The sequence below is a fragment of the Actinoallomurus iriomotensis genome (assembly GCF_030269445.1).
GTDB classification, from domain to species: domain Bacteria; phylum Actinomycetota; class Actinomycetes; order Streptosporangiales; family Streptosporangiaceae; genus Actinoallomurus; species Actinoallomurus iriomotensis.
In genome coordinates, this window is sequence record NZ_BSTJ01000004.1 from 580,816 (window position 1) to 601,667 (window position 20,852).

18 protein-coding genes are annotated in these 20,852 nt (G+C 71.9%); 6 read left to right on the plus strand and 12 right to left on the minus strand.

The annotated features are described in order from the left end of the window. Positions 1-8 precede the first annotated feature (8 nt). Genes QSK37_RS19960 through QSK37_RS19970 form a run of 3 tightly spaced genes read left to right on the plus strand, consistent with a single transcriptional unit; the run spans position 9 to position 4,164 of the window. Positions 9-1,064 carry a lanthionine synthetase C family protein gene (locus QSK37_RS19960; protein WP_285623154.1) on the plus strand — a complete coding sequence of 352 codons (1,056 nt, stop codon included), beginning with the start codon at positions 9-11 and terminating at the stop codon, positions 1,062-1,064. Next, complete coding sequence (locus QSK37_RS19965; RefSeq protein ID WP_285623156.1) at positions 1,064-3,016, plus strand: ABC transporter ATP-binding protein; 1,953 nt, start codon at positions 1,064-1,066, stop codon at positions 3,014-3,016. The genes QSK37_RS19960 and QSK37_RS19965 overlap by 1 nt, the downstream gene beginning before the upstream one ends. After that, positions 3,013-4,164 carry a JmjC domain-containing protein gene (locus QSK37_RS19970; protein ID WP_285623159.1) on the plus strand — a complete coding sequence of 384 codons (1,152 nt, stop codon included), beginning with the start codon at positions 3,013-3,015 and terminating at the stop codon, positions 4,162-4,164. The genes QSK37_RS19965 and QSK37_RS19970 overlap by 4 nt, the downstream gene beginning before the upstream one ends. On the opposite strand, the gene QSK37_RS19975 is transcribed toward QSK37_RS19970, so the two are convergent. Next, positions 4,161-5,081 (minus strand): serine protein kinase RIO, encoded by a 921-nt coding sequence (locus tag QSK37_RS19975; protein WP_285623161.1) that lies wholly within the window; start codon positions 5,079-5,081, stop codon positions 4,161-4,163. The two genes, QSK37_RS19970 and QSK37_RS19975, sit on opposite strands and share 4 nt — an antisense overlap. Positions 5,082-5,231: 150 nt before the next feature. Further along, positions 5,232-7,082: a hypothetical protein gene (locus QSK37_RS19980; protein ID WP_285623164.1), complete on the minus strand. Its 1,851-nt coding sequence runs from the start codon at positions 7,080-7,082 to the stop codon at positions 5,232-5,234. 112 nt (positions 7,083-7,194) lie between these two features. On the opposite strand from QSK37_RS19980, the gene QSK37_RS19985 reads away from it, so the two are divergent. Genes QSK37_RS19985 through QSK37_RS19995 form a run of 3 tightly spaced genes read left to right on the plus strand, consistent with a single transcriptional unit; the run spans position 7,195 to position 12,171 of the window. Continuing rightward, positions 7,195-10,563, plus strand: coding sequence for a CHAT domain-containing protein (locus QSK37_RS19985; protein ID WP_285623167.1), 3,369 nt, complete (start codon positions 7,195-7,197; stop codon positions 10,561-10,563). Continuing rightward, entirely contained in the window at positions 10,560-11,150 is a 591-nt protein-coding gene (locus QSK37_RS19990; RefSeq protein WP_285623170.1) for a CBS domain-containing protein, read from the plus strand. The genes QSK37_RS19985 and QSK37_RS19990 overlap by 4 nt, the downstream gene beginning before the upstream one ends. Positions 11,151-11,154: 4 nt before the next feature. Next, entirely contained in the window at positions 11,155-12,171 is a 1,017-nt protein-coding gene (locus tag QSK37_RS19995; protein ID WP_285623171.1) for a hypothetical protein, read from the plus strand. 161 nt (positions 12,172-12,332) lie between these two features. On the opposite strand, the gene QSK37_RS20000 is transcribed toward QSK37_RS19995, so the two are convergent. From QSK37_RS20000 to QSK37_RS20045, 10 genes are all read right to left on the minus strand, one after another. Beyond that, a complete protein-coding gene (locus QSK37_RS20000) occupies positions 12,333-12,755 on the minus strand; it encodes a cupin domain-containing protein (RefSeq protein WP_285572325.1) in 423 nt (140 codons plus the stop codon). Positions 12,756-12,786: 31 nt separating this feature from the next. After that, on the minus strand, positions 12,787-13,140 hold the full coding sequence (locus tag QSK37_RS20005) for an RrF2 family transcriptional regulator (RefSeq protein ID WP_285623173.1): 354 nt from the start codon (positions 13,138-13,140) through the stop codon (positions 12,787-12,789). Further along, positions 13,137-13,643 (minus strand): hypothetical protein, encoded by a 507-nt coding sequence (locus tag QSK37_RS20010; protein WP_285623176.1) that lies wholly within the window; start codon positions 13,641-13,643, stop codon positions 13,137-13,139. The genes QSK37_RS20005 and QSK37_RS20010 overlap by 4 nt, the downstream gene beginning before the upstream one ends. A gap of 210 nt (positions 13,644-13,853) precedes the next feature. Further along, complete coding sequence (locus tag QSK37_RS20015; protein ID WP_285623178.1) at positions 13,854-14,609, minus strand: amino acid ABC transporter ATP-binding protein; 756 nt, start codon at positions 14,607-14,609, stop codon at positions 13,854-13,856. Then, complete coding sequence (locus QSK37_RS20020) at positions 14,606-15,490, minus strand: amino acid ABC transporter permease (RefSeq protein ID WP_285623180.1); 885 nt, start codon at positions 15,488-15,490, stop codon at positions 14,606-14,608. Before QSK37_RS20020 ends, QSK37_RS20015 begins: the two co-directional genes overlap by 4 nt. Before the next feature lie 25 nt (positions 15,491-15,515). Continuing rightward, entirely contained in the window at positions 15,516-16,394 is an 879-nt protein-coding gene (locus QSK37_RS20025) for an ABC transporter substrate-binding protein (RefSeq protein ID WP_285623183.1), read from the minus strand. Between the two features lie 118 nt (positions 16,395-16,512). Next, complete coding sequence (locus QSK37_RS20030; RefSeq protein WP_285623186.1) at positions 16,513-17,649, minus strand: M20 family metallopeptidase; 1,137 nt, start codon at positions 17,647-17,649, stop codon at positions 16,513-16,515. Beyond that, positions 17,646-18,677, minus strand: a complete 1,032-nt coding sequence (locus tag QSK37_RS20035; protein WP_285623188.1) for a ketopantoate reductase family protein — start codon at positions 18,675-18,677, stop codon at positions 17,646-17,648. The genes QSK37_RS20030 and QSK37_RS20035 overlap by 4 nt, the downstream gene beginning before the upstream one ends. Further along, positions 18,674-19,483: an SDR family NAD(P)-dependent oxidoreductase gene (locus tag QSK37_RS20040; RefSeq protein ID WP_285623190.1), complete on the minus strand. Its 810-nt coding sequence runs from the start codon at positions 19,481-19,483 to the stop codon at positions 18,674-18,676. The genes QSK37_RS20035 and QSK37_RS20040 overlap by 4 nt, the downstream gene beginning before the upstream one ends. Then, positions 19,480-20,799, minus strand: a complete 1,320-nt coding sequence (locus QSK37_RS20045) for an MFS transporter (RefSeq protein WP_285623191.1) — start codon at positions 20,797-20,799, stop codon at positions 19,480-19,482. Before QSK37_RS20045 ends, QSK37_RS20040 begins: the two co-directional genes overlap by 4 nt. Positions 20,800-20,852: the final 53 nt, after the last annotated feature.

Consider the following 20,852-nt stretch of genomic DNA (forward strand, 5'->3'; position numbering starts at 1 on the left):
CAGGCGACGTGGCGGCTCGCCTTGCCCTGCGGGGAACGCATGACGGCACGGCACGGCCGGACCACGCCGGATGCGCGCAGCTCTACGCGGCACTGCACGGGCTCGAGCCCGAGGCGGGCTGGGACGAGATCGGCCATCGGTTCCTGCGGAGCGGGCTCACGACGGCCGGACCGGCCGGGCTGTTCAACCGCGGCCTCGCCGGCCTCGGTGTGGCCGCCGCGCTCCTGAAAGGCGGGACCGGCCGCTACGGGAACCTCTTGGCGAAGGTGGACGGGGCGATCGCTCTGGTGGAGAACCATGACCTCATCGAGGGGGTCACGGGCGTCGGGGTCTATCTGCTGATGCGGCCGCTGCCGTCGAAACGGCAGGCCGTGGTCCGGTCGCTGGCGAAGGCCGCCGACGGCGACCCGCCGTTCCACGTGCCGCCGCACCGGGTCCCGCAGGCCTGGTCCCTGCCCCGTGGCTACGCCGACTGCGGCCTGGCCCATGGCGCCGCGGGCCCGCTGGCGCTCCTCGCCCTGCTCAGCGAGGAACACGCCGATGTTCCCGCCGGTACGATCGCGCGGATCGCGGACTGGCTGCGGGACGCGGCGCACACCGACGAGTGGGGCATCGCGTGGCCCGCCGGCATCGCGGGCCGAGACCGGCTGCCGTCGCCGCGCCGGGCGTCGTGGTGCTACGGCGTCCCCGGGATCGCCCGCGCCCTCTGGCTCGCCGGGCGGGCCCTGGACGAGCCGGGCTACCAGGAACTCGCCCGTGAGGCGATGGCGGCGCTGCTCGACCATCCGGAGGCCTGGGGCATCGGCGACTCGCCGAACCTCTGTCACGGGCTCGGCGGGTTGCTACTGGTCACGGCGGCCTTCGCGGTTGACGACCCGCGGTTCGCGGCGCCCGCGAGAGAACTGCTCGACCGGATCCTCGGCGCCTTCGACCCGGACCTGCCGCTCGGCTTCGACACCGACGGCCCGGGCCTGCTGACCGGGGCGGCGGGTGTCGCGCTGACGCTGCTGACGGTGACCGGGGACCGCCCGGATCCGGCCGCTCGCCCGTTCCTGGTGGCGTGATGGGACGGCATCGCGCCGGCGCGGCGCTCGAGGAGACCCGCGACGAGCTCTTCGGCTCCGGCATCCGCCTTGCCCTCGGCCAGCTCCGTCACGAGGGGGCCGGACTGCGGGTCGGCTTCTTCACGATGGCCCGTGAGCTCCCGCGGCTGCTGGCCGTCACGGTCCGGCTGGGGCGGACGGCCGCCCCCGGTGCGCTCGCCGCGATCGTGACCGCCGAACTCATCGGGGGCGTCGCGACCGTCGTGACGCTGATGGCGACGTACCGTGTCCTCGTGCCGCTGATGGCCGGCGGCCCGTCCCGGGAGCGGCTGCTCGCCGCCGCGCCCGCGTTGATCGCAATCGCCCTGGCCGCCGGGACGGCCAGCGCCATGCGGGCGAGCAGCAAGGCCGCGGCGAGCCGCCTCGGCCCGCGCGCCGAACGCCTGGCGTACACGCGGCTGCTGGAGCGGGCCGCGAAGGTGGAACTCGCCGCCCTGGAGGACGCCGGCTTCCACAACCTGCTCGGGGCGGCCCGCCAGGGCACCCGGGCGACCAGGGTCGTGATCACGAACGCGATCGCGCTCCTCACGGGCCTGACCAACCTGGTGGCCTCCGCCGGGGTGCTCACGGTGCTGCACCCGGTCCTCCTGCCGTTGCTCCTGGCGACGATCGCGCCGAAGGGCTGGAGCGCCGTACGGGCCGCGCGGGCGCGGTTCGCCTCGGCCAAGCGCTACATGGACCTGACACGTCAGCTCGAAGTCCTGGGCGACCTGCTCAGCAGCCCGAACACCGGCCCGGAGATCCGGGCGCACGGTGCGGCGCCGTACCTGCTCGCGCACTACGACCGGTTGTCGTCGGTGGCCGAGGAGGAGCAGGAACGGCTGGGCCGGGCCGAGGCGCGCGGCGTCCTGGCCGGTGACGCGTTGTCGGGCCTGGCGAGCATGGCGACCTACGCCGCCCTCGGCGCGCTCCTCCTCATGGGGACCGTCCCGCTCGCGGTGGCCGGAGCGGCGGTGATGGCCATCCGCACCGGCCGGACCAGCCTGATCGGCCTGATCATGTCGACCAACCAGATGTACGAGCAGGGGCTGTTCGTCCTCGAATGGGAACGGGCGTGCACGGAGGCGGAGGAGCGCGCCATGCACACCGGCGAGCTGCCGCTTCCGCCGGGGCCGGTGGAGATCCGCGCCCGGAACCTCAGCTTCGTCTATCCGCACAAGACGCGGCCCGCGCTGGACGGCGTCGACGTCGTGATCCGGCCGGGCGAGATCGTGGCGCTCGTCGGGGAGAACGGTTCGGGCAAGAGCACCCTGGCCAAGCTGCTCTCCGGCCTCTACCTGCCCAGCGGCGGGCAGGTGACCTGGGGCGGGACGCCCATCGAGCTGCTGGACCGGCAGAGCGTCTTCGAGCGGATCGCCCTGGCCGCCCAGGACTTCCCACGCTGGCCCTTCACCGCGCGCGTCAACCTGGCCATCGGGCGTACCGACCACGCCCGCGACCGCGACCGCCTGTGGTGGGCCGGGCTGGCCAGCGGCGCCGACATGGTGGCCGCGTCGCTGCCCGACGGCTGGGAAACCCTGCTGGCCCGGGAGTTCATGGGGGGCACCGAGCTGTCCGGCGGCCAGTGGCAGCGCCTCGGCCTGGGCCGCGCGTGGTTCCGCGACGCGCCCGTTCTCGTCTTCGACGAGCCGACCTCCGCCCTCGATCCCCGGGCGGAGACGGAGATCTTCGCCAAGGTCGGAACCCTGGCCGCGGACGGCCGGACGGTCATCCTCATCACGCACCGGCTGGCCTCCGTACGCCGTGTGGACCGGATCTACGTCCTGCGGCAGGGAAAGGTCATCGAGCACGGCACGCACGAGAGCCTGATGGCCGACGACGGCACCTACGCCGAGATGTACCGGCTGCAGGCCGACCAGTACGTCGACACGCCGGCCTCCACCGCCGACGATAAGAAGGAGTTCTCGCAGTGACGGCACTCTCCACCCTCGTCGGAGACGTCGACGAATTCTTCTCCCGGCACCTCGGAAGGACGGCGCTCCACCGGCCCGGCGCCGCGTCGGAGCTGCCGAACCTGATCTCGGTCGAGGACATCGACCGGGTCCTCACCGGCAGCGCGCTCCGGACGCCCGGCGTCCGGATCGCCAAGGACGGGGCGGTCATCCCGGCGGACCGGTACGTGTCGAAGTCGACGCTCGGGTACGCGGACCTCGGCGACGTCGTCGACCCGGTCAAGGCCGTCCGGCTCTTCCGCGGCGGCGCGACCATCGTGCTGGGCACGGTCAACCTGCTGCTGCCGCACCTGCACGAGCTCTGCAAGGACATCGAGACCGACCTCGGGCATCCGGTGGACGCGAACGTCTACGCGGCGCCGCCGCACGCGCGGGCCTTCGAGGTCCACTGCGACGCCCAGGACATCATCATCGTCCAGATCCACGGCGGTAAGCGGTGGGAGCTGTTCGACGCGATCGTGCCGAATCCCGGCGGCGGAAAGGTCCTCACCGACCTGGGCGCCTCGTCGTCGCTGTACGAACTGCGGGAGGGCGACGTCCTCTACGTGCCCCGCGGCATGCCTCACCTGGTGCGCACGGCCGACTCGTCGTCGATCCACCTCACGATCAGCATCAACACCATGACCTGGGCCGACCTGCTCCGCGGCATGACGCAGGAGATCCTCCGGTCCGACGCCTTCGCCGGCGCGCTCCCCCTGGGGCGCGACGTCGCCGAACGGGTCGCGCCGATGGTCGGGAAGTACGCGGGCCTGCTCTCGGCGGCGCTGATCGACCGCGCCGCCCCGGACTCCGTTCACCGGATCATCTACGGCCGGACCGCCTTCGCCGACGGGCTCGGCACCGGCCTCTTCCGGCAGGCGCTGCTCAACGAACCGATCGCCCTGTCGGATCCGATCTCCCTGCGCCCCGGGACCTGGCCGGTGTTCACCGGCGACGGACGGCTGACGACCGGGACCGGCGAACTCCGCCTGCCCCGGGAGATCGCCGAGACGTGCCGCCGCCTGCACGACGGGCCACTGAAGGTGGGCGAGCTCTCCCCCACGCCGGAAGAGGCACTCAAGATCGCGGACACGCTCGTCAAGCTGGGCCTCTGCACGACGGGGATCTAGAACACCATCGCGAGCAGATCGGCGAACAGTTCCTGCTCATCGACCTCCAGGCCGCGGTTGGTGAACCAGCCGGCCATGTTGTGACAGTCGCGCATCAGGAAGTCCATCCCCTTGGGGTTGCCGACGATGTCGACCACCTGCGGGAGGTCGATCATCACGATGCGCTCCCCCTGGGCGAGGACGTTGTACGGCGACAGGTCGCCGTGCGCCAGCCCGGCGCGGGCCAGCTCACGCATCCCGTCGCGGAGCTGCTCGAAGTACCGGCCGAGCAGTTCCTTCGTCGGCCGGACCTGGGCGAGCCGTGGCGCGGCACCGCCCTCGCCGTCGTCGATGAACTCCATCAGCAGCTCGGTGCCGTCCACCTGCACGGGGTACGGCACCGGAACGCCGGCCTTCCAGAGCCGGTTGAGGGCATCCCATTCGGCGTACGCCCACTGACCGGCCGCGACACTGCGCCCGTGCGCGGTCTTCTTCGCCATCGCCCGGCTGTCCCGGCTGTTGCGGGTACGGCGGCCTTCGGCGTACGCCGTACTGCGGTGGAAGGACCGGTGTTCCTCCGTGCGGTACCGCTTCGCGGCCAGCAGCGAGGACTTCGCCGGGCTGTCGCCGATGGCTTCGACGGCCCGTTCGAGCAGGAAGACGTCCGCTTCCTTACCGGTTTTGAGGATGCCGAGCTCGGTATCGATCGCGGCCTGTTCCGTCACGACCCACGAGGGGCGTGGTTCCGGGCCGCGACAGCCGCGCTCGACGTCCGGCCAGGTGGTCCACCGCTGATCCGGCCCCAGCTCCTCGTCGATCGAGTGGAACTCGAAGACGTACGCGTCGGCCGGATCTGGTTCGCCTTCACCGCTGGTGGAGTCGGCCCAGCGGGAGTCGAGGTCGGAGGAGGTATCGATGAGTTCGTACTCGGAAGACAACGGGAGTGCTCCTGAACGGTGAGGTGGGACTGACGCGGACATGCCGCAGCACAGTGATGGCCATTCGTCAGCCCTCCTTAGGTCCAGGCAGCGCTCGCCGCCGCTCGATCATCCGAGGATGCCCGCCGTACCAGGAACCTCGCAACGTATTTACCGCAGTCGCCCTGAGCCGCGAGTCCTGGGCCGGTTGCGCCGACTCGCGGAGTCAACCAGATCCGCCGCGCCGTTTCGCGCCTGGTCCAGCAGTTCCAGCAGGGCGATCCGGAATGAGCGGCCCCACACAGGAGCGCCCGGGTCCCGGCGTAAGGACACGAGGAGGACGGCGTCGTCCAGCGATGGACCGGGCGAAGGCTCGCACCGCTCGATGGCCGCCCGCGCGATCGTGGTGACGTACTCGATCGCCGGGTCGCCTGCGACGGGCCCCGGGATCGTCTCCAGGTCGCGGCCCGCCGATCCTGGTCGGGCGAGGTGCGCGGCGGAGATATAGGCCGCCGCGGCTGTGGTCAGCGCCGCCCTGTGCGTCGCGCCGATCCTCCGGTACAGATCGCCGGCGTTCCGCAATTCTCCGTAGGCCTTCGGCCAGTGCTCGGCGTACGCGAGGACCATCCCCGTGGCATAGGCGACGTCGGCTCGGGTGTTCCGCTGGGCCTTGCGGAGGGTCTCCAGGTGCTCGCGGGGATAACGCGGGACGACCTGCTCGTCCACCAGGTCCAGGGCGCGTGTGGCGAGGTCCGCCCAGACCAGGGCGGCTGCCCCGGACAGCGGTCGCCGGAGCCCGGAGTCCCTGACGAGATAGTCCTGTCCGGTGATCATCTCGCCGCGGGCCGATCGCACGGCGAAACTCGCGTAGGTGCGCACCAGCAGGTGATCAGGCTTGCCCGGACGTCTCAGAAAGGCGTCGTACTGCCAGGGACGAAGCTGGTAGGTCCACTTCTCGAGGGGCCAACCGGCCGTCCTCGCGGCCCATGCGGCGTTCGCGTGGTCGGGTCGAGGCCTTCGCCGTCCCGCCGCGGCCGCCGCGGCCTCCGCCGTCACGAGCAGCGTCGCGGCGACGATCCGTCCGTGCCCCGGTTGGAAGGCCACTCCCAAGGCGAAGGGAAAGACGGCCGCGGCGAGTGGCAGCCTGACGAGCAGCGCCCCCGCCTGCCACCATCCGCGACCGTGGACATAGCCCAGGTGGGCGAGTGCGGCGATCACGGCGAGGATCAGGCCGCCGGCCACGCCCGGCAACGAGAGCGACCACAGATGTGCCAGCCACCCACCGAACGGACTCGCGGCGACCGCCGCGGCGACCAGGACGGACGCGGTCAGGGCTCCCGTCTGGATGTGCCGGAAGGTTCGTGGCAGCGGAGCCGCGGACCAGAGGGTGCCGGCGAGTTGCCCGGTGACCATCACCGCTGCCGTCCACCGCAGGATCTGGTCGGTGACGGTGGCGCCGGGCATGGGCAAGGCCGCGACGGCTACGACGGGGAGCGCCGCGACGGCCGCCAGGACGGCCTGCCAGAACCGGTCCAGCAGTGTGGGTGGGGCGAGGTCGGCCGTCTGCCGGGAGAGAGCCCGCATCTGCTGGACGCCGGTCCTCCAGAAGTCCGGATCGGTGTGGACCACTCGAATCAGGTACGCGGCGGCGGCGGGAAGGACGAAACCGGTGAAGAGCCGGTCGTCGGGCGTCACGAGTCCGAAGACGACAGCGGCGCCGAGCACGGCCTCAGCCCCTTTGGCCAGACCCAGCGCCAGTCCGACGACGATCAGCGCTCCGACTCCGACCAGCTCCGCGGCGACATCGAGCGGCCAGTGCGACAGCCACATCAGCGGCGCCCACACGACGACCGAGAGCGCCGCGGACAGTTCGAGCTGCAGTAGCGGAGGCATCGCCGAGAAAAGGTCGAGAAGGGTGTTCTCCTCCCGTGCGCTCCGGAACGCGATGCGCCGCCGGAGCACCACGCACTCGACACAGGTCGCCACCACGAGGAGCTTGAGGACGAGGGGAATCGTGGACATCAGGCCGCCCCTGTCGAAGACGCCTGCCGCGGACACGTACGCCCGTCGTACCGCAAAGACCGCCACCGGGCAAGGAGTGTTCTCACCGACCCCGGCCTGGCATGATGACTCAGTGGCCACCCCCGGAGGCCGCCTCGGGATGGCGGCCCGGTTCATCCGCCTGAGCGCCTGCGGAGTCGCGGTCACGCCCTTGGTCATCGCCGTCGTCGCGCAGCTCCGAGAACCGAGCCCGACCAGGTTGGCCTTACTGCTCCTGGCCGTGTGCGTGCTCGTATCGGCGACTGTCCGGTACCGGATCACAGCCGTCGTCACCCGAAGAACGCGCACCCGCATCCTCTTACTGGAGGTTCTGGGCGGTCTCCTCGCCCTCCTGTTCGCGGTGCCGGTGGCCGGGCCGCTGGCAGATCTCTGGGACGGCCATCCGACGCTGGTCGGTGACGCGTGGTGGCTGGCGCCCGCGCTGATTCTTCTCCCTCCGGTGATCGCGAGCTCTGTCCTGCGTCGGATCCCCGTCCTGAACCTCGTCCCTCTTCTGTCCATGGTCTTCCTCGACAAGGGGATCTTCTTCCTCGCCGCCGCGGAGTACAGCGGCGGCCACGGCCTCGTGCGGTTCGCCTGCTGGCTGGTCCCCAGCGAGATGGCCCTGATGCTGTACCTGACCTTCGTGAATCGCGGCCCCGAATGGGAGTACCGGCGTCAGGACGCGGTCGGCTTCATCGGCGCCTCCGACGACGAGCGTGACCACATCGTCGAGGCGTGGTTGGCGGACTCGGTGGTCCGCCGCGTCGCCCGTCACCGAGCCCCGAACCTGGCGTTCATCGGCACCCTGTGCTCCCAGGCGGAATCGGCGGTCATGGGCGGCCAGACCGGAACCCCCGACCTCGTCATCGGCCCGGACGACTGGCTCGACCACGCCGTCGGCTTGGTCGCCCGTGCGCGTCTCCTCATCTCGGACGCAGGCGACGAGCCCACGCGGCGCGCCGTGGACCTGGCCCTGGCCCTCTGCGCGAACACCCGATCCGGTGCGTTCCAGTACGCGAACCGCCTCGACGAGGGATTCGCCGCCCGCCAGGAGGCGCTGCGGATCTGGCGCGAGTACGGCTTGAACGACTTGTGGGCCATGAAGGCCTCCGATTACGCCGCCGCGGCCCGTCAGCAGAAGGAGTCCATCGTCGCGGCGTCTCCCGAGGAGATACTCGCAGGTCTCCTGCCACTGCTGGACAGGCGACTCAGCCCGGCGATGCGCCAGTGGGTGCTGCTGGCGGCGGCGGTCTGCCATTCTTCGCTGAACGAGCACGACGTCGCGAACGAGCTTTACGCCCGATATCGCCAGATCCGCCCCTCCGTCTTGAATCTTCTGTGGCGTTTGAACCGCGATCGACGCGTGGCCGGGTTCGCCCCGATGAACCGGGTGACGTACCGCGTGGTCGACGCCTCCAAGACGGCCATCGCGATGTCCGCGATCGGGCTGTGGCCGATGGAGGAGATCGACGATGAGGCCGCCGGGCTCGGCCCCATGATCACGACTCTCGGCTGGAAGCACGAGGAGTCGCAGGCCCTGGTGGAAGAGGGGAAGCGCCTGTGGTTCCTCGGCCGGTTCCGCGCCGCGGCAGCGGCCCTTGAGCAGGCATCCGCGGTCCTCGAACGCGACCGGCAGCTGACGCACGCCTATACGGTCTCCCTTCAGCTGGGCATGGCGCAGCGGGCGGTCGACCCGGTCGGCGCGGTGCGGAACCTGGGCCGTGCGCTGTCGCTCAGGGAAGAGGCTCGCGTCCTGGCCCTCGACGCGGATCTCCGGATGCGGATCGGAGGTGCCACCGAACCGCTCTATGAGCGGCTGCTGTCCTTGCTGGCCTCGGCGGAGCGGCGGCCGGACCCGGCATGGCCGGACCTGCCCGCCGCCGTCGCGTTCGAGCTCGCCGAGCGGGCCCGCTCGCGCGCCATGCTGGAGTTGCTCGCCGGGAACCTGCCCGAGCTGGATGCCGCCCCCTACCATGACCTGGTCGGACGCGAGCGGCGACTCCTCGCCGAAGCACGGCGGTCCTCGGTCGGAGCGGTGTCCGAGGAGGCACTGGCGGAGGTACGGGAGGCGAGGTCCCGGCTGGAGGACCTCTGGCGCGAGATGGCCGAGGTCGGCGCGGACGGCGCCGAGTACGCGCAGCTCCGCCGCGCCGACGCGATCACCTATGAAGAGGTGCGGGGAATGCTGCCCGCGGACGTCCTGCTCGCCGAGTACTTCGTGGGCGAGGACAGCACGCTGCTCTTCCTCGCCCGCGCCGACCTGCTCCAGCCCCGTCTCGAGGAGATCCCGCTGGGACGGAGCCAGATCCGTACCCTGATCGAGGACGTCTTCGGCCACGCCCAGCCCGCCCGGACGCTGCGGTCCCGCGAACCCGCCGACTGGGTGGAACCGCTCAGCCAGCTCATCGAGCCGATCCGGCGGATGAGCGAACCGCGCGACCTCGTGTGGATCGTCCCGCACGACCTTCTGCACCTGGTGCCCATGCACGCCTTACACGTCGACGGAGGCCCGCTCGCCGACCGCAACGCCGTCTGCTACGCGCCGAGCGCAGCCGTCATGCGGCACTGCCGGGCGAAGGCACGGCCAGGTAGCCGTCGAGTCCTCCTGTACGCCGACACCCGCGCGGACCTGCCGCTGGTACATGCGAGGGAGCAGGCGACCTCGATCGCACGGCTGTTCGCCGCCGACGCGGTCCTGCGCAGCGGAGCGGACGCCACGATCGACGCATTGGAGGGTGACCTCGGTTCCGGTGGCCCGGCGCGCGTCCTCCACTTCGCCTGCCACGGCCGGTTCGACCCGGAGCACCCGCTCAGGTCGGCGATCCTCATGGCGCCCGGCGCCGATGGCGACGGCGTGCTGACCGCCGAACGCATCATGGCGATGCCCCTGCCCGCCGGCCTGATCACGCTGAGCGCCTGCGAGAGCGGCGTCAGCGGACGGCGCCTGGGCGACGAGCTCATCGGCCTGGCCCGATCGCTCATCTACGCCGGTGCGGCGAGCGTCCTCGTCTCCCTGTGGGCGGTCGACGACCTGTCGACGAGCCTGCTGATGCGAGGCTTCTACTCCGGTCTCGTCGAAGGGCGGAGCCGAGCCGAGGCGCTGAGCCTGGCACAGCGGCGGCTTCGCGCGACCTCCCTCGCCGATGTCATCGACTACTGTTCCGAGGCCGTGGCGACCGCCCACGACACGATGCCGTCCGGCGTCCGGCTCCTACTGGAGCGGAACATCGCCGACGCCCGCTACCGGGCCGGCGACTACGTCGCGGCGTGCGCCGACTACGAGCGCCTGGCCGACGCGGTTCCGCCCGGACTTTCCGAGCACCGGCGGTTGACGGCGGCCGTGGCCCGTAGCCGGGCGGCCTCCCGGTACCGGGAGGCCGGCTCCCCGGACTATCTGCTGACCCCGTACGCCCACCCCTACTACTGGGCGCCGTTCGTGCTGATCGGAGACTGGCGATGACGACGGGGAACCACGACGACACCCTGCTGTCGCGAGCGACGGGCTCCTTCATGCTCCTGGAGGCGTCGTCGACGCCCGCGAGCGCGCTGGAGGTCCTCGGCTCCCGTGACTTCGGCATCGTCGTCACCGACGGAGATCCGGTCGCGGTCGTGACAGGGGCCGGCCTGCGGTCCGCGCTCGATGAAGGGATCTCCCCACTGTCCTCGGCGGCGCTCCCGCCGGCGGTCGTCGCCGACGAGGATCTGACCTTCACCGAGTTCGCCGACTCTCCCGGTGTCACCTTCCTCGAACTCGGTCCCCCGGCCATCGTGCTGACGGGCGGCGGAGCCGTCACCGCCGTGCTCCCGGTGAGCGAACTCTTCGCCTTTCTCGGCTCTGGTGCCTACGATCCCCCGCCCGACGAGATGGGCGTGCACGGAGCCAACGACGACGGCGGGCTGCACGGCCCCCCGCGCACGCCGTCGGCCCGGGTGCGATGCCGCGCTGACGGATGCCTGTTCGTCAACGACCTCGACTACTTCGATCCCCGGCATCCTCCACCATGCACGAATCCCGGCCTGCCACCCCACCGGCTGCGGATGAGGTAGGGACATGCTCGGCCAGCTCGGCAAGGACACATTCGGCCTGCTCGATCGCAGGTTCGTCATGAACGCGTTCCTGCCCGCCCTGATCCTCGTCGGATCGATCGCGATCCTGGCGATGGTCTGGTGGAACGGGGCCGCGACCTCGAGCCGCACCTGGGACCGGCTCACCCCCACGGCCAAAGGCCTGGTCATCACGGGCGTCGTGCTGCTGGCCGGAGTGCTCGCCAACGTCGTCGCCGCCCACACCTCCACGCTGATCAGCTGGTACGAAGGCCACTGGAGGTCACCGATCGGCATCCGGGTCGCGAAGGCGGGCCGCCGCTGGCACCGTCGGAGACTCGAGCGCCTCGACCCCGCCGATCCAGCCGACTACGAGCGCATCCACCACACCTATCCGCTGCCGAGCCGGCCCGATGACGTCCAGGCGACGCGACTGGGCAACATCCTGCGCAACGCCGAGCTCTACCCCTACGACCGGTACGGCATCGACGCGGCGATCGTCTGGCCGCGGCTCCACCCGCTCCTGCCGCCCGAGCTCACCGCGCCTCTTTCGGCGGCCAAGGCCGATCTCGAGTTCCAGCTGGTCGTCTCGGCACTGTCGGCGGTCTTCTCCGTGATCGCAGGAGTCCTCGCCCTGGCAGCGGGCGAATCCCCAGGGGTCTTCCTGGCCTGCTACTGGGGCGGCGGCCTGCTGGCGTGGGCCGCCTACGTCGGCGCGCTCCGTTCCGCACGCCTGTACGGGATGCGGGTCAAGGTCGCCTTCGACCTGTACCGCGGCGCACTCCTCGACCGGCTGGACCCGTCGGAGCCCGACCGCGGCGAGGAACGCTGGCGAAGGCTGGCACTGTGGTGGTACCGCGGCCTGCCGCCCGACGCCGACCTCCTCGACGAGGACCTCCCCGCCTCTCCGGCCGCCGGAACGACCACCGCCCGTCGCCGGCTGTGCCTCCCGGCCATCCCTTTGACGGGGTGGATCGCTCTCGCGGCACTCTGCACGGGCCTTCTGGCACTCACGATCCTCTGACCTCGGGCGCGCAGCCGGTGGCGGCGAGTCGTGGGACGGCACCGACCTCGGCGGAGAAGTAGTCGAGCAGGCGGGGCGGCGCGAAACCGGCGGACCTTCGGCTCCGAATCCCAGGCACGCCGGATCGGTGAACTCCACCACGGTCAGCGGACCGCCGGAGGTCATGGGCGCTCGACCGGCGCCCACAGACTCGGCAGGTTCACCACGACGCCCTCCTGGCTGGTACGCGAGATCACCACGACCGCTTCCGTGTCGCCGGGGTTCTCCTCGCGATGGGGGGCGTACGGCGGAACGAAGATGAAGTCGCCGGGCTCGGTCTCCAGCCGTACCTCGTCCTCCCCGTCGGCGAAGACGAACACCGGATTGCCCGACACGACGTAGATCGAGGTCTCCGTCTCACCGTGATGGTGGTCGCCGGAGTTCGTGGCGGGCGCCACCAGGGTCTTGCCGGTCCAGAGCTTCGACGAGCCCACCGTCTTGCCGGAGATCGCCTCCAGCCGCGTCATGCCGGAGGTCTGACTCGTCTCACCGGTCAGGTCCACGCCGCGGATGTGCCGCAGTTCGCCATGCCAGTCGTCTGCCACCAGATGCCTCCCTCTCGGGTCTGTTCCGCCGTCACGCGCTGAGGGCCGCGTCGCGCAGCAACGACACGGCGGGCTCGGGCGGGTCGTCCGCCAGCAGGTCGGCCAAGGTCACGCCGTCCAGGATGTCCTCGAACCGCTTCTGCAGGCCCGCCCACAGCTCCGACAGCCGGGCGGCCGGGCCCGGATAACGCTGGTCGCCGAGGCTCTCCCCGTGCACGGTCATCAGCCGGCCGTCGACCGCGGCGACGACGGCCGCCAGCGAGATGGAGGCCGCGTCGCGGCTCAGCCAGTAGCCGCCCTCACAACCCCGCTGGCCGCGCACGAGCTCGGCCCGCCGCAGGTCACGGAGGACCGCCTTGAGGAACCGCCGGGTCCGCCCCCTCACGCCATCAAAATAGCCCCTTCCAGGTATCTATTACGACCTTCGGCGGTCCGCGCTCCGCATCCGCTGGCGACGCGGTAGTCGCGCGCGCCGTGTTCGGTGATGGCGACGTCCTCGCCCGCGGTGGTCACGTCGAACGTCACGCAGTGGGTGGCCGGCCGTAGCAGGCGGACGCCCGTGCCGGCGTCGTACACGAGGATTCCTGTGCCCGCCAGGACCAGCAGCACGTCACGGCCGTGCGGCCGGCCGGTACGCGCTCCGTGCGAAGTGCCGCGCGGCGCGGGGATCGGCGCGTCGAGGCGCGCTCCGGTGGCCATCTCGTACCGGTGCAGCGTGCCGTCGGGACGGCGAGGAGGGATCCGGCCGTGGGCGTACACGAACGCCCCGTCGTGCCCGTGCCCGCGCGGGGCGTCCCCGTCGCCGGTCCCAGCGGCTCGCCGTCGGCTGCCCGGTCCGCGGCGCAGCCGGTGCCGCCCTCCCTGACGGCGAACGCCTCGGTCGCGCACCGCGACTCCCCGTGCCCACTCCCCCGGCGGCTCCATCGCCGCGTCCCGTCCACGGCATGGCCGGACATCCCGGTCGGCAAGAGCCCGATCAGCAGCGGTTCCGGTCCGCCGGACATGCCCCAGCGCGTGCGCTCGGGTGCGTCCCAGGCACGCAGGGGCGTGCCGTCGTTCAGATCGGTCACGCGGACCGTCCGAGCGGCGTCTTCGGGCCTAGATCCGGCGGGCCTCCAGCACGCGCTGGAGGAACTCGCGGGTCCGCGGCTCCCGCGGCTCGGTGAAGATCTGTTCGGCCGGGCCCGTCTCGAGGAGCACGCCGTCGTCGAGGAAGCAGACGGTGTCGGCGATGTCGCGGGCGAAGCCCATCTCATGGGTGGCCAGCACCATCGTCATGCCGGACTCCTTGAGCTCGCGGATGATGCTCAGCACCTCGGTCACCAGTTCGGGATCGAGTGCGGAGGTGACCTCGTCCAGCAGCATCAGGCTCGGCCGGGTGGCCAGGGCACGGACGATGGCGACGCGCTGCTGCTGGCCGCCGGAGAGCCGATCCGGGTACTCCTGTGCCTTGTCCGCCAGGTCGAACCGCTCCAGCAGCTCCTTCGCCTGGGCGACCGCCGTGGCGCGTGGTGTCCGGTGCACACGGATGGGCGCCAGCGTGATGTTGTCCAGCACCGACATGTGCGGGAACAGGTTGTACGACTGGAAGACCATGCCGATGCGCCGGCGTGCCCGGTCCGCGTCCGCGCCCACCTCGGTGAGCTCGGCGCCGTCCAGGTAGATCGCGCCGTCGTCGACGGTCTCCAGGAGGTTGACGCAGCGCAGCAGGGTGGACTTGCCCGAACCGGACGCGCCGATGAGGCAGACCACCTCATGGGGTGCGACGTCCAGATCGATGCCGCGCAGCACGGGCTGAGAGTGGTACGTCTTCCAGACGTTCTCCATGCGGAGCAGCGCGGGTGTCTCGGTCATGTGCCGCCTCCCGGTGCGCGTCGCCGCTCGGCGCGGGCCGCGAGGTGGTCGGTGAACCGGGCGAGCGGCACGGTCAACGCGATGAACAGCACCGCCGCGGCCAGGTACGGCGTGTAGTTGAACGTGTCGGCCGAGTGGATCTGGGCCTGCCGGAGCGCTTCGAGCGGACCCAGCACGGCGACGAGGGCGGTGTCCTTCTGCAGCGAGGCGAAGTCGTTGAGGAGCGGCGGCACGACCCGCCGCACCGCCTGGGGAAGGACCACGAACCGCAGGCTCTGCGCGTGGCTCAGCCCGAGTGAGCGCGCCGCCGCCCGCTGGCTGGGATGGACCGAGTCGATGCCGGCCCGGAACACCTCCGCCACGTACGCGCCGTAGGACAGGACGAGCGCCGCACCGCCCAGCACGGCCGGATCGCTCGGAGCGCCCCGCAGGTTGAGCGCGGGAACGCCGAAGCCGACGAGGTAGACCAGCAGGATCGTCGGGATGCCGCGGAAGACGTCGGTGTAGCCGACGGCGAGGGCCCGGATCGGGAAGAACACCGGGCCGGTCAGGCTTCGGGCGAGCGCGACCAGCAGGCCGAGGCACAGGATCAGCGGTTCGGCGATCAGGAAGATCTCGGCGTTGAGCCAGAATCCGCGGAGCACGTCGGGGAACGCGTCGCTGAACCGGCCGGCGGAGAAGAACGTCTCCCGCACCCGCGGCCAGCCGGGCGAGGAGACGACCACCCCGATCACGACGGCCAGGAAGAGGACCGTCGAGGCGGTCGCCACGGAGGCGGACCGGCGGCCGGTCCGCCTCAGCCGCCGCTCGCGTTCGAGCTGGCGTGCGCTCTTCACCCAGGCGGGCGGGTTCGCACCGGACTTCGCACCGGACGTGGTCACGTGAGGGCGGTCTTCTCGGGCCGGGTCACTTCAGCACCGCGGCGCCCGCGGACGAGGTCAGCCACCGGTCCTGGATCCGCGCCAGCTCACCGGAGGACTTCAGCTGCCCGAGGGCGACGTTGAGGCAGCCGACCAGCGGGTTGCCCCGTTGCAGCAGCAGGCCGAACTGCTCGTTCCCGTCGGCGCTCCGCGGGAGCTGACCGACGATCTTGGAGTTCTTCACCTGGGCGGCGGTGACGTAGAAGGCCGTCGGCAGGTCCAGTACGAGCACGTCGACCTGCTTGTTCTTCAGGGCGTTGATGGCGTCGATCTCGTTGTTGAAGACGCGCGGCTGGGTGGCCGGCTGGATCTGCCGCCGGACCGCCTGCAACGCGGTCGTCCCGACCTGGACCGCGATGCGCGCGTTCTTGAGCTCGTTGACGCTCGTGGCGCCCGCGTACGTGCCGCCGTCGGCGGCCACCACGGCCTGTGCGACGTCGTAGTAGCCGTCGCTGAAGGTGACGGCCTTCCGCCGCTCGGGGGTGACCGAGATCTGGTTGATGTCGAAGTCGAACTTCTTCGGGCCCGGCGCGTAGGAGGAGTCGAACGACTCGGTCGTCCAGGTCACCTCGTTCTTGGCGAAGCCCAGCTTGTTCGCCACGGCATAGGTGACCGCGCTCTCGAAGCCCTGTCCGTTGGCCGGGTCGTCGTTCTTGAACCACGGCGCGAACGCCGGCTTGTCGGTGGCGACCGTCAGCGTGCCGGGCTTGATCAGCTTGAGCTTGTCCTTGACGCAGGCCGCGGTGCCGGTCGCCGTGGCGCTCGTCTTGGTGTCGCCCGTGCTGTCCGCCGGGGCGCAGGCCGGAGCGACGACGGTGAGCGCGGTGAGCCCCGCGACGACCAACGGCAGCGAGGATCGGGGCAAGGACGCCTCCTGGAACACCCGGATTTTGTAGATCGGTTAAGCGTGGATCCATCCCACCGGGAGATTACTCGTCTTCGGCTCCGCCGTCGTCCCTCCGTGCCCGCGCGGGCGCCGGGCGTCAGCCGAACGACTCGATGACGGCGGCCGCCAGGGCGGCGCGCTCGATCATCCCGGACACCGTGGCGTGCTCGGTACGGGCGTGGGCGCCGGCGCCCACCGCGCCGAAGCCGTCGAGGACCGGGACGCCGAGGGCGGCCGCGAAGTTGCCGTCGCTGGCGCCGCCGACCGCCGTCTCCCGCAGGTCGAGCCCCAGGTCCTTGGCGAGGTCGCGGGCCCGCTCGTACAGGTCCGCGACGGCCGGGGTGCGGGCCATGACCGGGCGGTTCCAGCCCCCGTCGACCCGTACGCCCACCCGCGGGTCCGCCGGCCGCCATTCGGCCAGCGCCCGCTCCACCCGCCGCGCCTCGGCCTCGTCGGCGACGCGCACGTCGATGCCGGCGTGCGCCGATCCGGCGGTGACGTTGCGGCGGGTACCGCCGCCGGCCACGCCGACGTTCACGGTCGTGCCCGCCGCCAGGTCGGTCAGGGCGGTCGCCGCGAGCACGAACTCCGCCAGCGCGGTGATCGCGCTGGCGCCCGCGGTGGGGTCGAGACCCGCGTGCGCCTCGACGCCGGTCAGCGTCACGTCGAACAGGCCGACGCCCTTGCGTGCCGTCTTCACCGCGCCGTCCGCGCTGGCCTCGAAGACCAGCACGGCGGCGGCGTCGCGGCAGGCCTCCTCGATGACCGGGCGGGACGACGGGCTGCCGATCTCCTCGTCGCCGTTCAGCACCAGGCGTACGGGCGGGCGGCTCCGGCCGGTCGTACGGAGACCGCGCAGGGCCCAGACCGCCTGCACGAGGCCGGCCTTCATGTCGAACACCCCCGGACCGCGGATCACGTCGCCGTCGACGGAGAACGGCAGCTCGGCGAGCGTGCCGACCGGCCACACGGTGTCGTAGTGCGCCAGGATGACCACGGTGCCGGAGCCGCTTCCCGGATAGTCGACCACGACGGTGTCGCCGTGCGGCGCGCCGGTGTACGCGCGCAGGGACGCCGGCGCGCCCAGGCGGCGGCCGAGCCACGAGACGACCCACTCACGGCCGGCCGCGAGCCGGTCCCGGTCGTCGCTGGGGGTCTCCAGCCGGACGTACTCGCCCAGGTCGTCGAGCATCTCCCCGACGCCGGCGCGCATCCACTCCAGCAGGTCGCTCATCGCACCGGTCCGTTCGCCGCGGCGGCGTCGAGCCGCTCGACACGCGACTCGGCCATCGAGGACGCGTCGGCCTCGACCTCGGCGAGCTGGTCTAGCAGCAGGCGCAGGACGGGGACCTCGATGCCGTGCCGTTCGGCGGTGGCGACCACGGGCCCGTACTGTGTCGGCACCTCCGTCGGGCGGCGGCGCACCACGATGTCGCGCCAGATGCCGCTGCGGGTCTTGGTCTGGGTCCGCAGCCACGCGACCAGCCGGTCGGTCGCGGAGGCGGACTTGCCGGGGTCGGCGCCGTCGACGTACGCCGAGGGCTCGAACGCGTCGAACGGTTCCAGGGTGACGCCCTCCGCGGCGGCCACGGCGAACACCTCACGGGCGAGCGCGTGCGCGGCCGGGCGGTGCCGGTCGAGAAGGTCGCCCATCGCGTCGTCGGCCAGCGCGGTGGCGGTCAGCATCGCCCCGAAGCCCAGCTTGGCCCAGAGGTATCCGGGGACGTTGCCGGTGACCTCGACGGGTCCCCACGCGCCCAGGTCGGCGGCCAGCTCGCGCACCCGCGCGGAGACCGTACCGTCCATCTCCCCGATCGCGATGGCGCCCGCGCCGCCGTCGCCGATCACGCCCGGGGCCAGGACGTCGGCGAACAGGTCGACGAACGCGCCCACCGTACGCTCGGCGCCCACGTGGGAGGCGATGAGCTCCTCGTTCAGCCCGTTCTGCAGGCTGACGACGTACCCGTCCGCGGCGAGGCGCCCGGCGATCCAGCCGGCGGCGGTCCCGGTGGCCTGCGCCTTCACCGCGAGCAGCACCCGGCCGAGCGGCGCGTGCACCTCGTCGGGCGTGCGCGCCGCGGCGACCGGCTGCGGCGTCCGCACGCCGCCGCGTTCGAGGATGACGCCGTCGCGGGCGATCGCCGCGACGTGCGCGGCGTCGGCGTCCACGACGGTCACCGGGTGTCCGGCACGGGCGAGATGCCAGGCGAGGGTGCCGCCGATCGCGCCCGCGCCGACGACGGTGTACTCACGAGAGCTCACAGGTGTCCTCCTTCAGGGTCGAGGCCGGGGGTCTGCACGTCGGTGAGCCCCGGCCAGTGGGTGGGGAGGGTGGTCGTCCCGGCGGAGGCGCCGCCGTCGACCCGCAGGATCGTGCCGGTCACCCACTCGGCGGCCGGGGAGACGAGCCAGCGGACCGCCGCGGCGATGTCGCCCGGCCGCCCGCGCCGCCCCAGCGGGTTGACCGACACGGCGGCGGCGTACGCCTCGGTCACCGGGTTCGCCGCGCTGTCGACCGTGACGAAACCGGGGCTGACCGCGTTGACGCGGATGCCGGCTCCGCCGAGCTCCACGGCCGCGGCCTTCGTGAGCATCTCCAGCGCCGCCTTCGACGTGCTGTAGTGCGCGGCGCCGGGCCGGGCGCGCAGGGCCGCCCCCGAGCTGATGTTGACGACGCTGCCGGGCCGGCCGGCCGCGACGGCCAGTGCGGCGTACGCGCGGACGGCCAGCATCGGCGCCCGCACGTTGACCGCCTGGACGCGGTCCCACAGGGCCGCGTCGAGGTCCAGGAAGGCGCGGGCCGGGTAGATGCCGGCGGCGTTGACGAGCGCGTCGAGGGGCCCGCCGGACTCCCACGCCCGGCGTACGACGCGCTCGGGCGCGTCGGGTTCGGCCAGGTCGGCGACGATCGGCGTCGCCGCGAGGCCCTCCAGCGAGGCGCGGAGCGGAGCCTCGCGCAGGTCCACCCCGGTCACCGTCCAGCCGTCCGCGGCGAACCCCGCCGCGACGGCGGCGCCGATGCCGCTCGCCGCCCCGGTCACCAGTACATGGCGGCTCTCGGTCGTCACTCGATCTCCTTTCCCTTGGTCTCGGGCATCGTGGTGTAGACGACGACGCCGATGGCGGCCGCGATCGCCGTGTAGACCCAGACCTTCTCGCGGTACCCGTGGGTGGCCATCCAGGTCGTGACGTACGGCGCGGTGCCGCCGAACAGCGCGACGGCGAGGGCGTACGGCAGGCCGATGCCCGTCGTCCGCACCTCGGCGGGGAACTGCTCGGCCATCACGACCGCGCAGTTGGCGGAGTAGCCGACCAGGAAGAACATCCCGGCCAGCTCGACCAGCAGCAGCGACCAGAAGCCGTTCCCGACGAGCTGGAACAGTGGCCACGACAGCACGAGGAACCCGGCCGCGAACGCGGTCATCGTCGGCTTGCGGCCGAACCGGTCCGACAGCATCCCGCCGAACGGCAGCATCACCAGGAAGGCGACGATCGCCAGGGTGTTGGCGAGGAAGGCGCGGCTGAGCGGCACACCCTCGGCGGCGTGCGCGTACCCGGGCATGTAGCTGACCCAGACGTAGTAGAGCAGGGTTCCGGCGATCGTGATCCCGATGACGCGCAGCGCGGCGCGCGGGTGGCGCGCCACCATGTCCCGGAGCGGAGTCGGCCGGGCGTCGCCATCGCGCTTCCCGGCCAGTTCGGTGAAGGCGTCGGTCTCCTCGACGGCGGTGCGCAGCCACAGGCCGACGAGCCCGAGCAGCCCGCCGACGCCGAACGCCGCGCGCCAGCCCCACGCCGACAGCGCCCCGTCGCTCAGCGTGCTGGTGAGCAGGGTGCCCATCAGGGAGGCGATGAGCGTGCCGGCGCCGACCGAGACCTGCTGCCAGGACCCGATGAACGCCCGGCGGCCCGGTGACGCCGACTCGATGAGGAACGCCGAGGACGTGCCGAACTCCCCTCCGGCGGAGAAGCCCTGCACCAGGCGGGCGATGAGGAGCACCGCCGGGGCGACGACGCCGACCGCGCCGTACGGCGGGCACACCGCGACCACCAGCGCCGCGGCGGCCATCATCGAGATGGTCAGCGTCATGCCCGCCTTACGGCCGCGCCGGTCGGCGTAGGCGCCCAGGACCGCGGCGCCGACCGGCCGCATCACGAATCCGACGGCGAACACCGCGAGGGTCGCGAGGAGGTCGGCGGTCTTGTCGCCCTTGGGGAAGAACTGGGTGGAGAAGATCGGTGCGAACGCCGAGTAGACCGCCCAGTCGACCCACTCGACGGTGTTGCCGACCGCCCCGGCGACGACCGCGCGGCGCTGCTTGTCGGTCATCCGGACGGTCCGCCCGCCCGTACGGACGGCTTCGCGCGAGTGCGTGACGCTCATGAGTCCTCCTTCGTCGGAGGAGTGACCAGGCGCGCGTGTTCTTTGATTCGCTC

Bases quoted from the DNA above. Each gene is read 5' to 3' on its own strand.
- QSK37_RS19965 (WP_285623156.1), top strand. From the start codon at position 1,064: ATGGGACGGCATCGCGCCGGCGCGGCGCTCGAGGAGACCCGCGACGAG.
- QSK37_RS19980 (WP_285623164.1), bottom strand. From the start codon at position 7,082: ATGTCCACGATTCCCCTCGTCCTCAAGCTCCTCGTGGTGGCGACCTGT.
- QSK37_RS19990 (WP_285623170.1), top strand. From the start codon at position 10,560: ATGACGACGGGGAACCACGACGACACCCTGCTGTCGCGAGCGACGGGC.
- QSK37_RS19995 (WP_285623171.1), top strand. From the start codon at position 11,155: ATGCTCGGCCAGCTCGGCAAGGACACATTCGGCCTGCTCGATCGCAGG.
- QSK37_RS20015 (WP_285623178.1), bottom strand. From the start codon at position 14,609: ATGACCGAGACACCCGCGCTGCTCCGCATGGAGAACGTCTGGAAGACG.
- QSK37_RS20030 (WP_285623186.1), bottom strand. From the start codon at position 17,649: ATGAGCGACCTGCTGGAGTGGATGCGCGCCGGCGTCGGGGAGATGCTC.
- QSK37_RS20045 (WP_285623191.1), bottom strand. From the start codon at position 20,799: ATGAGCGTCACGCACTCGCGCGAAGCCGTCCGTACGGGCGGGCGGACC.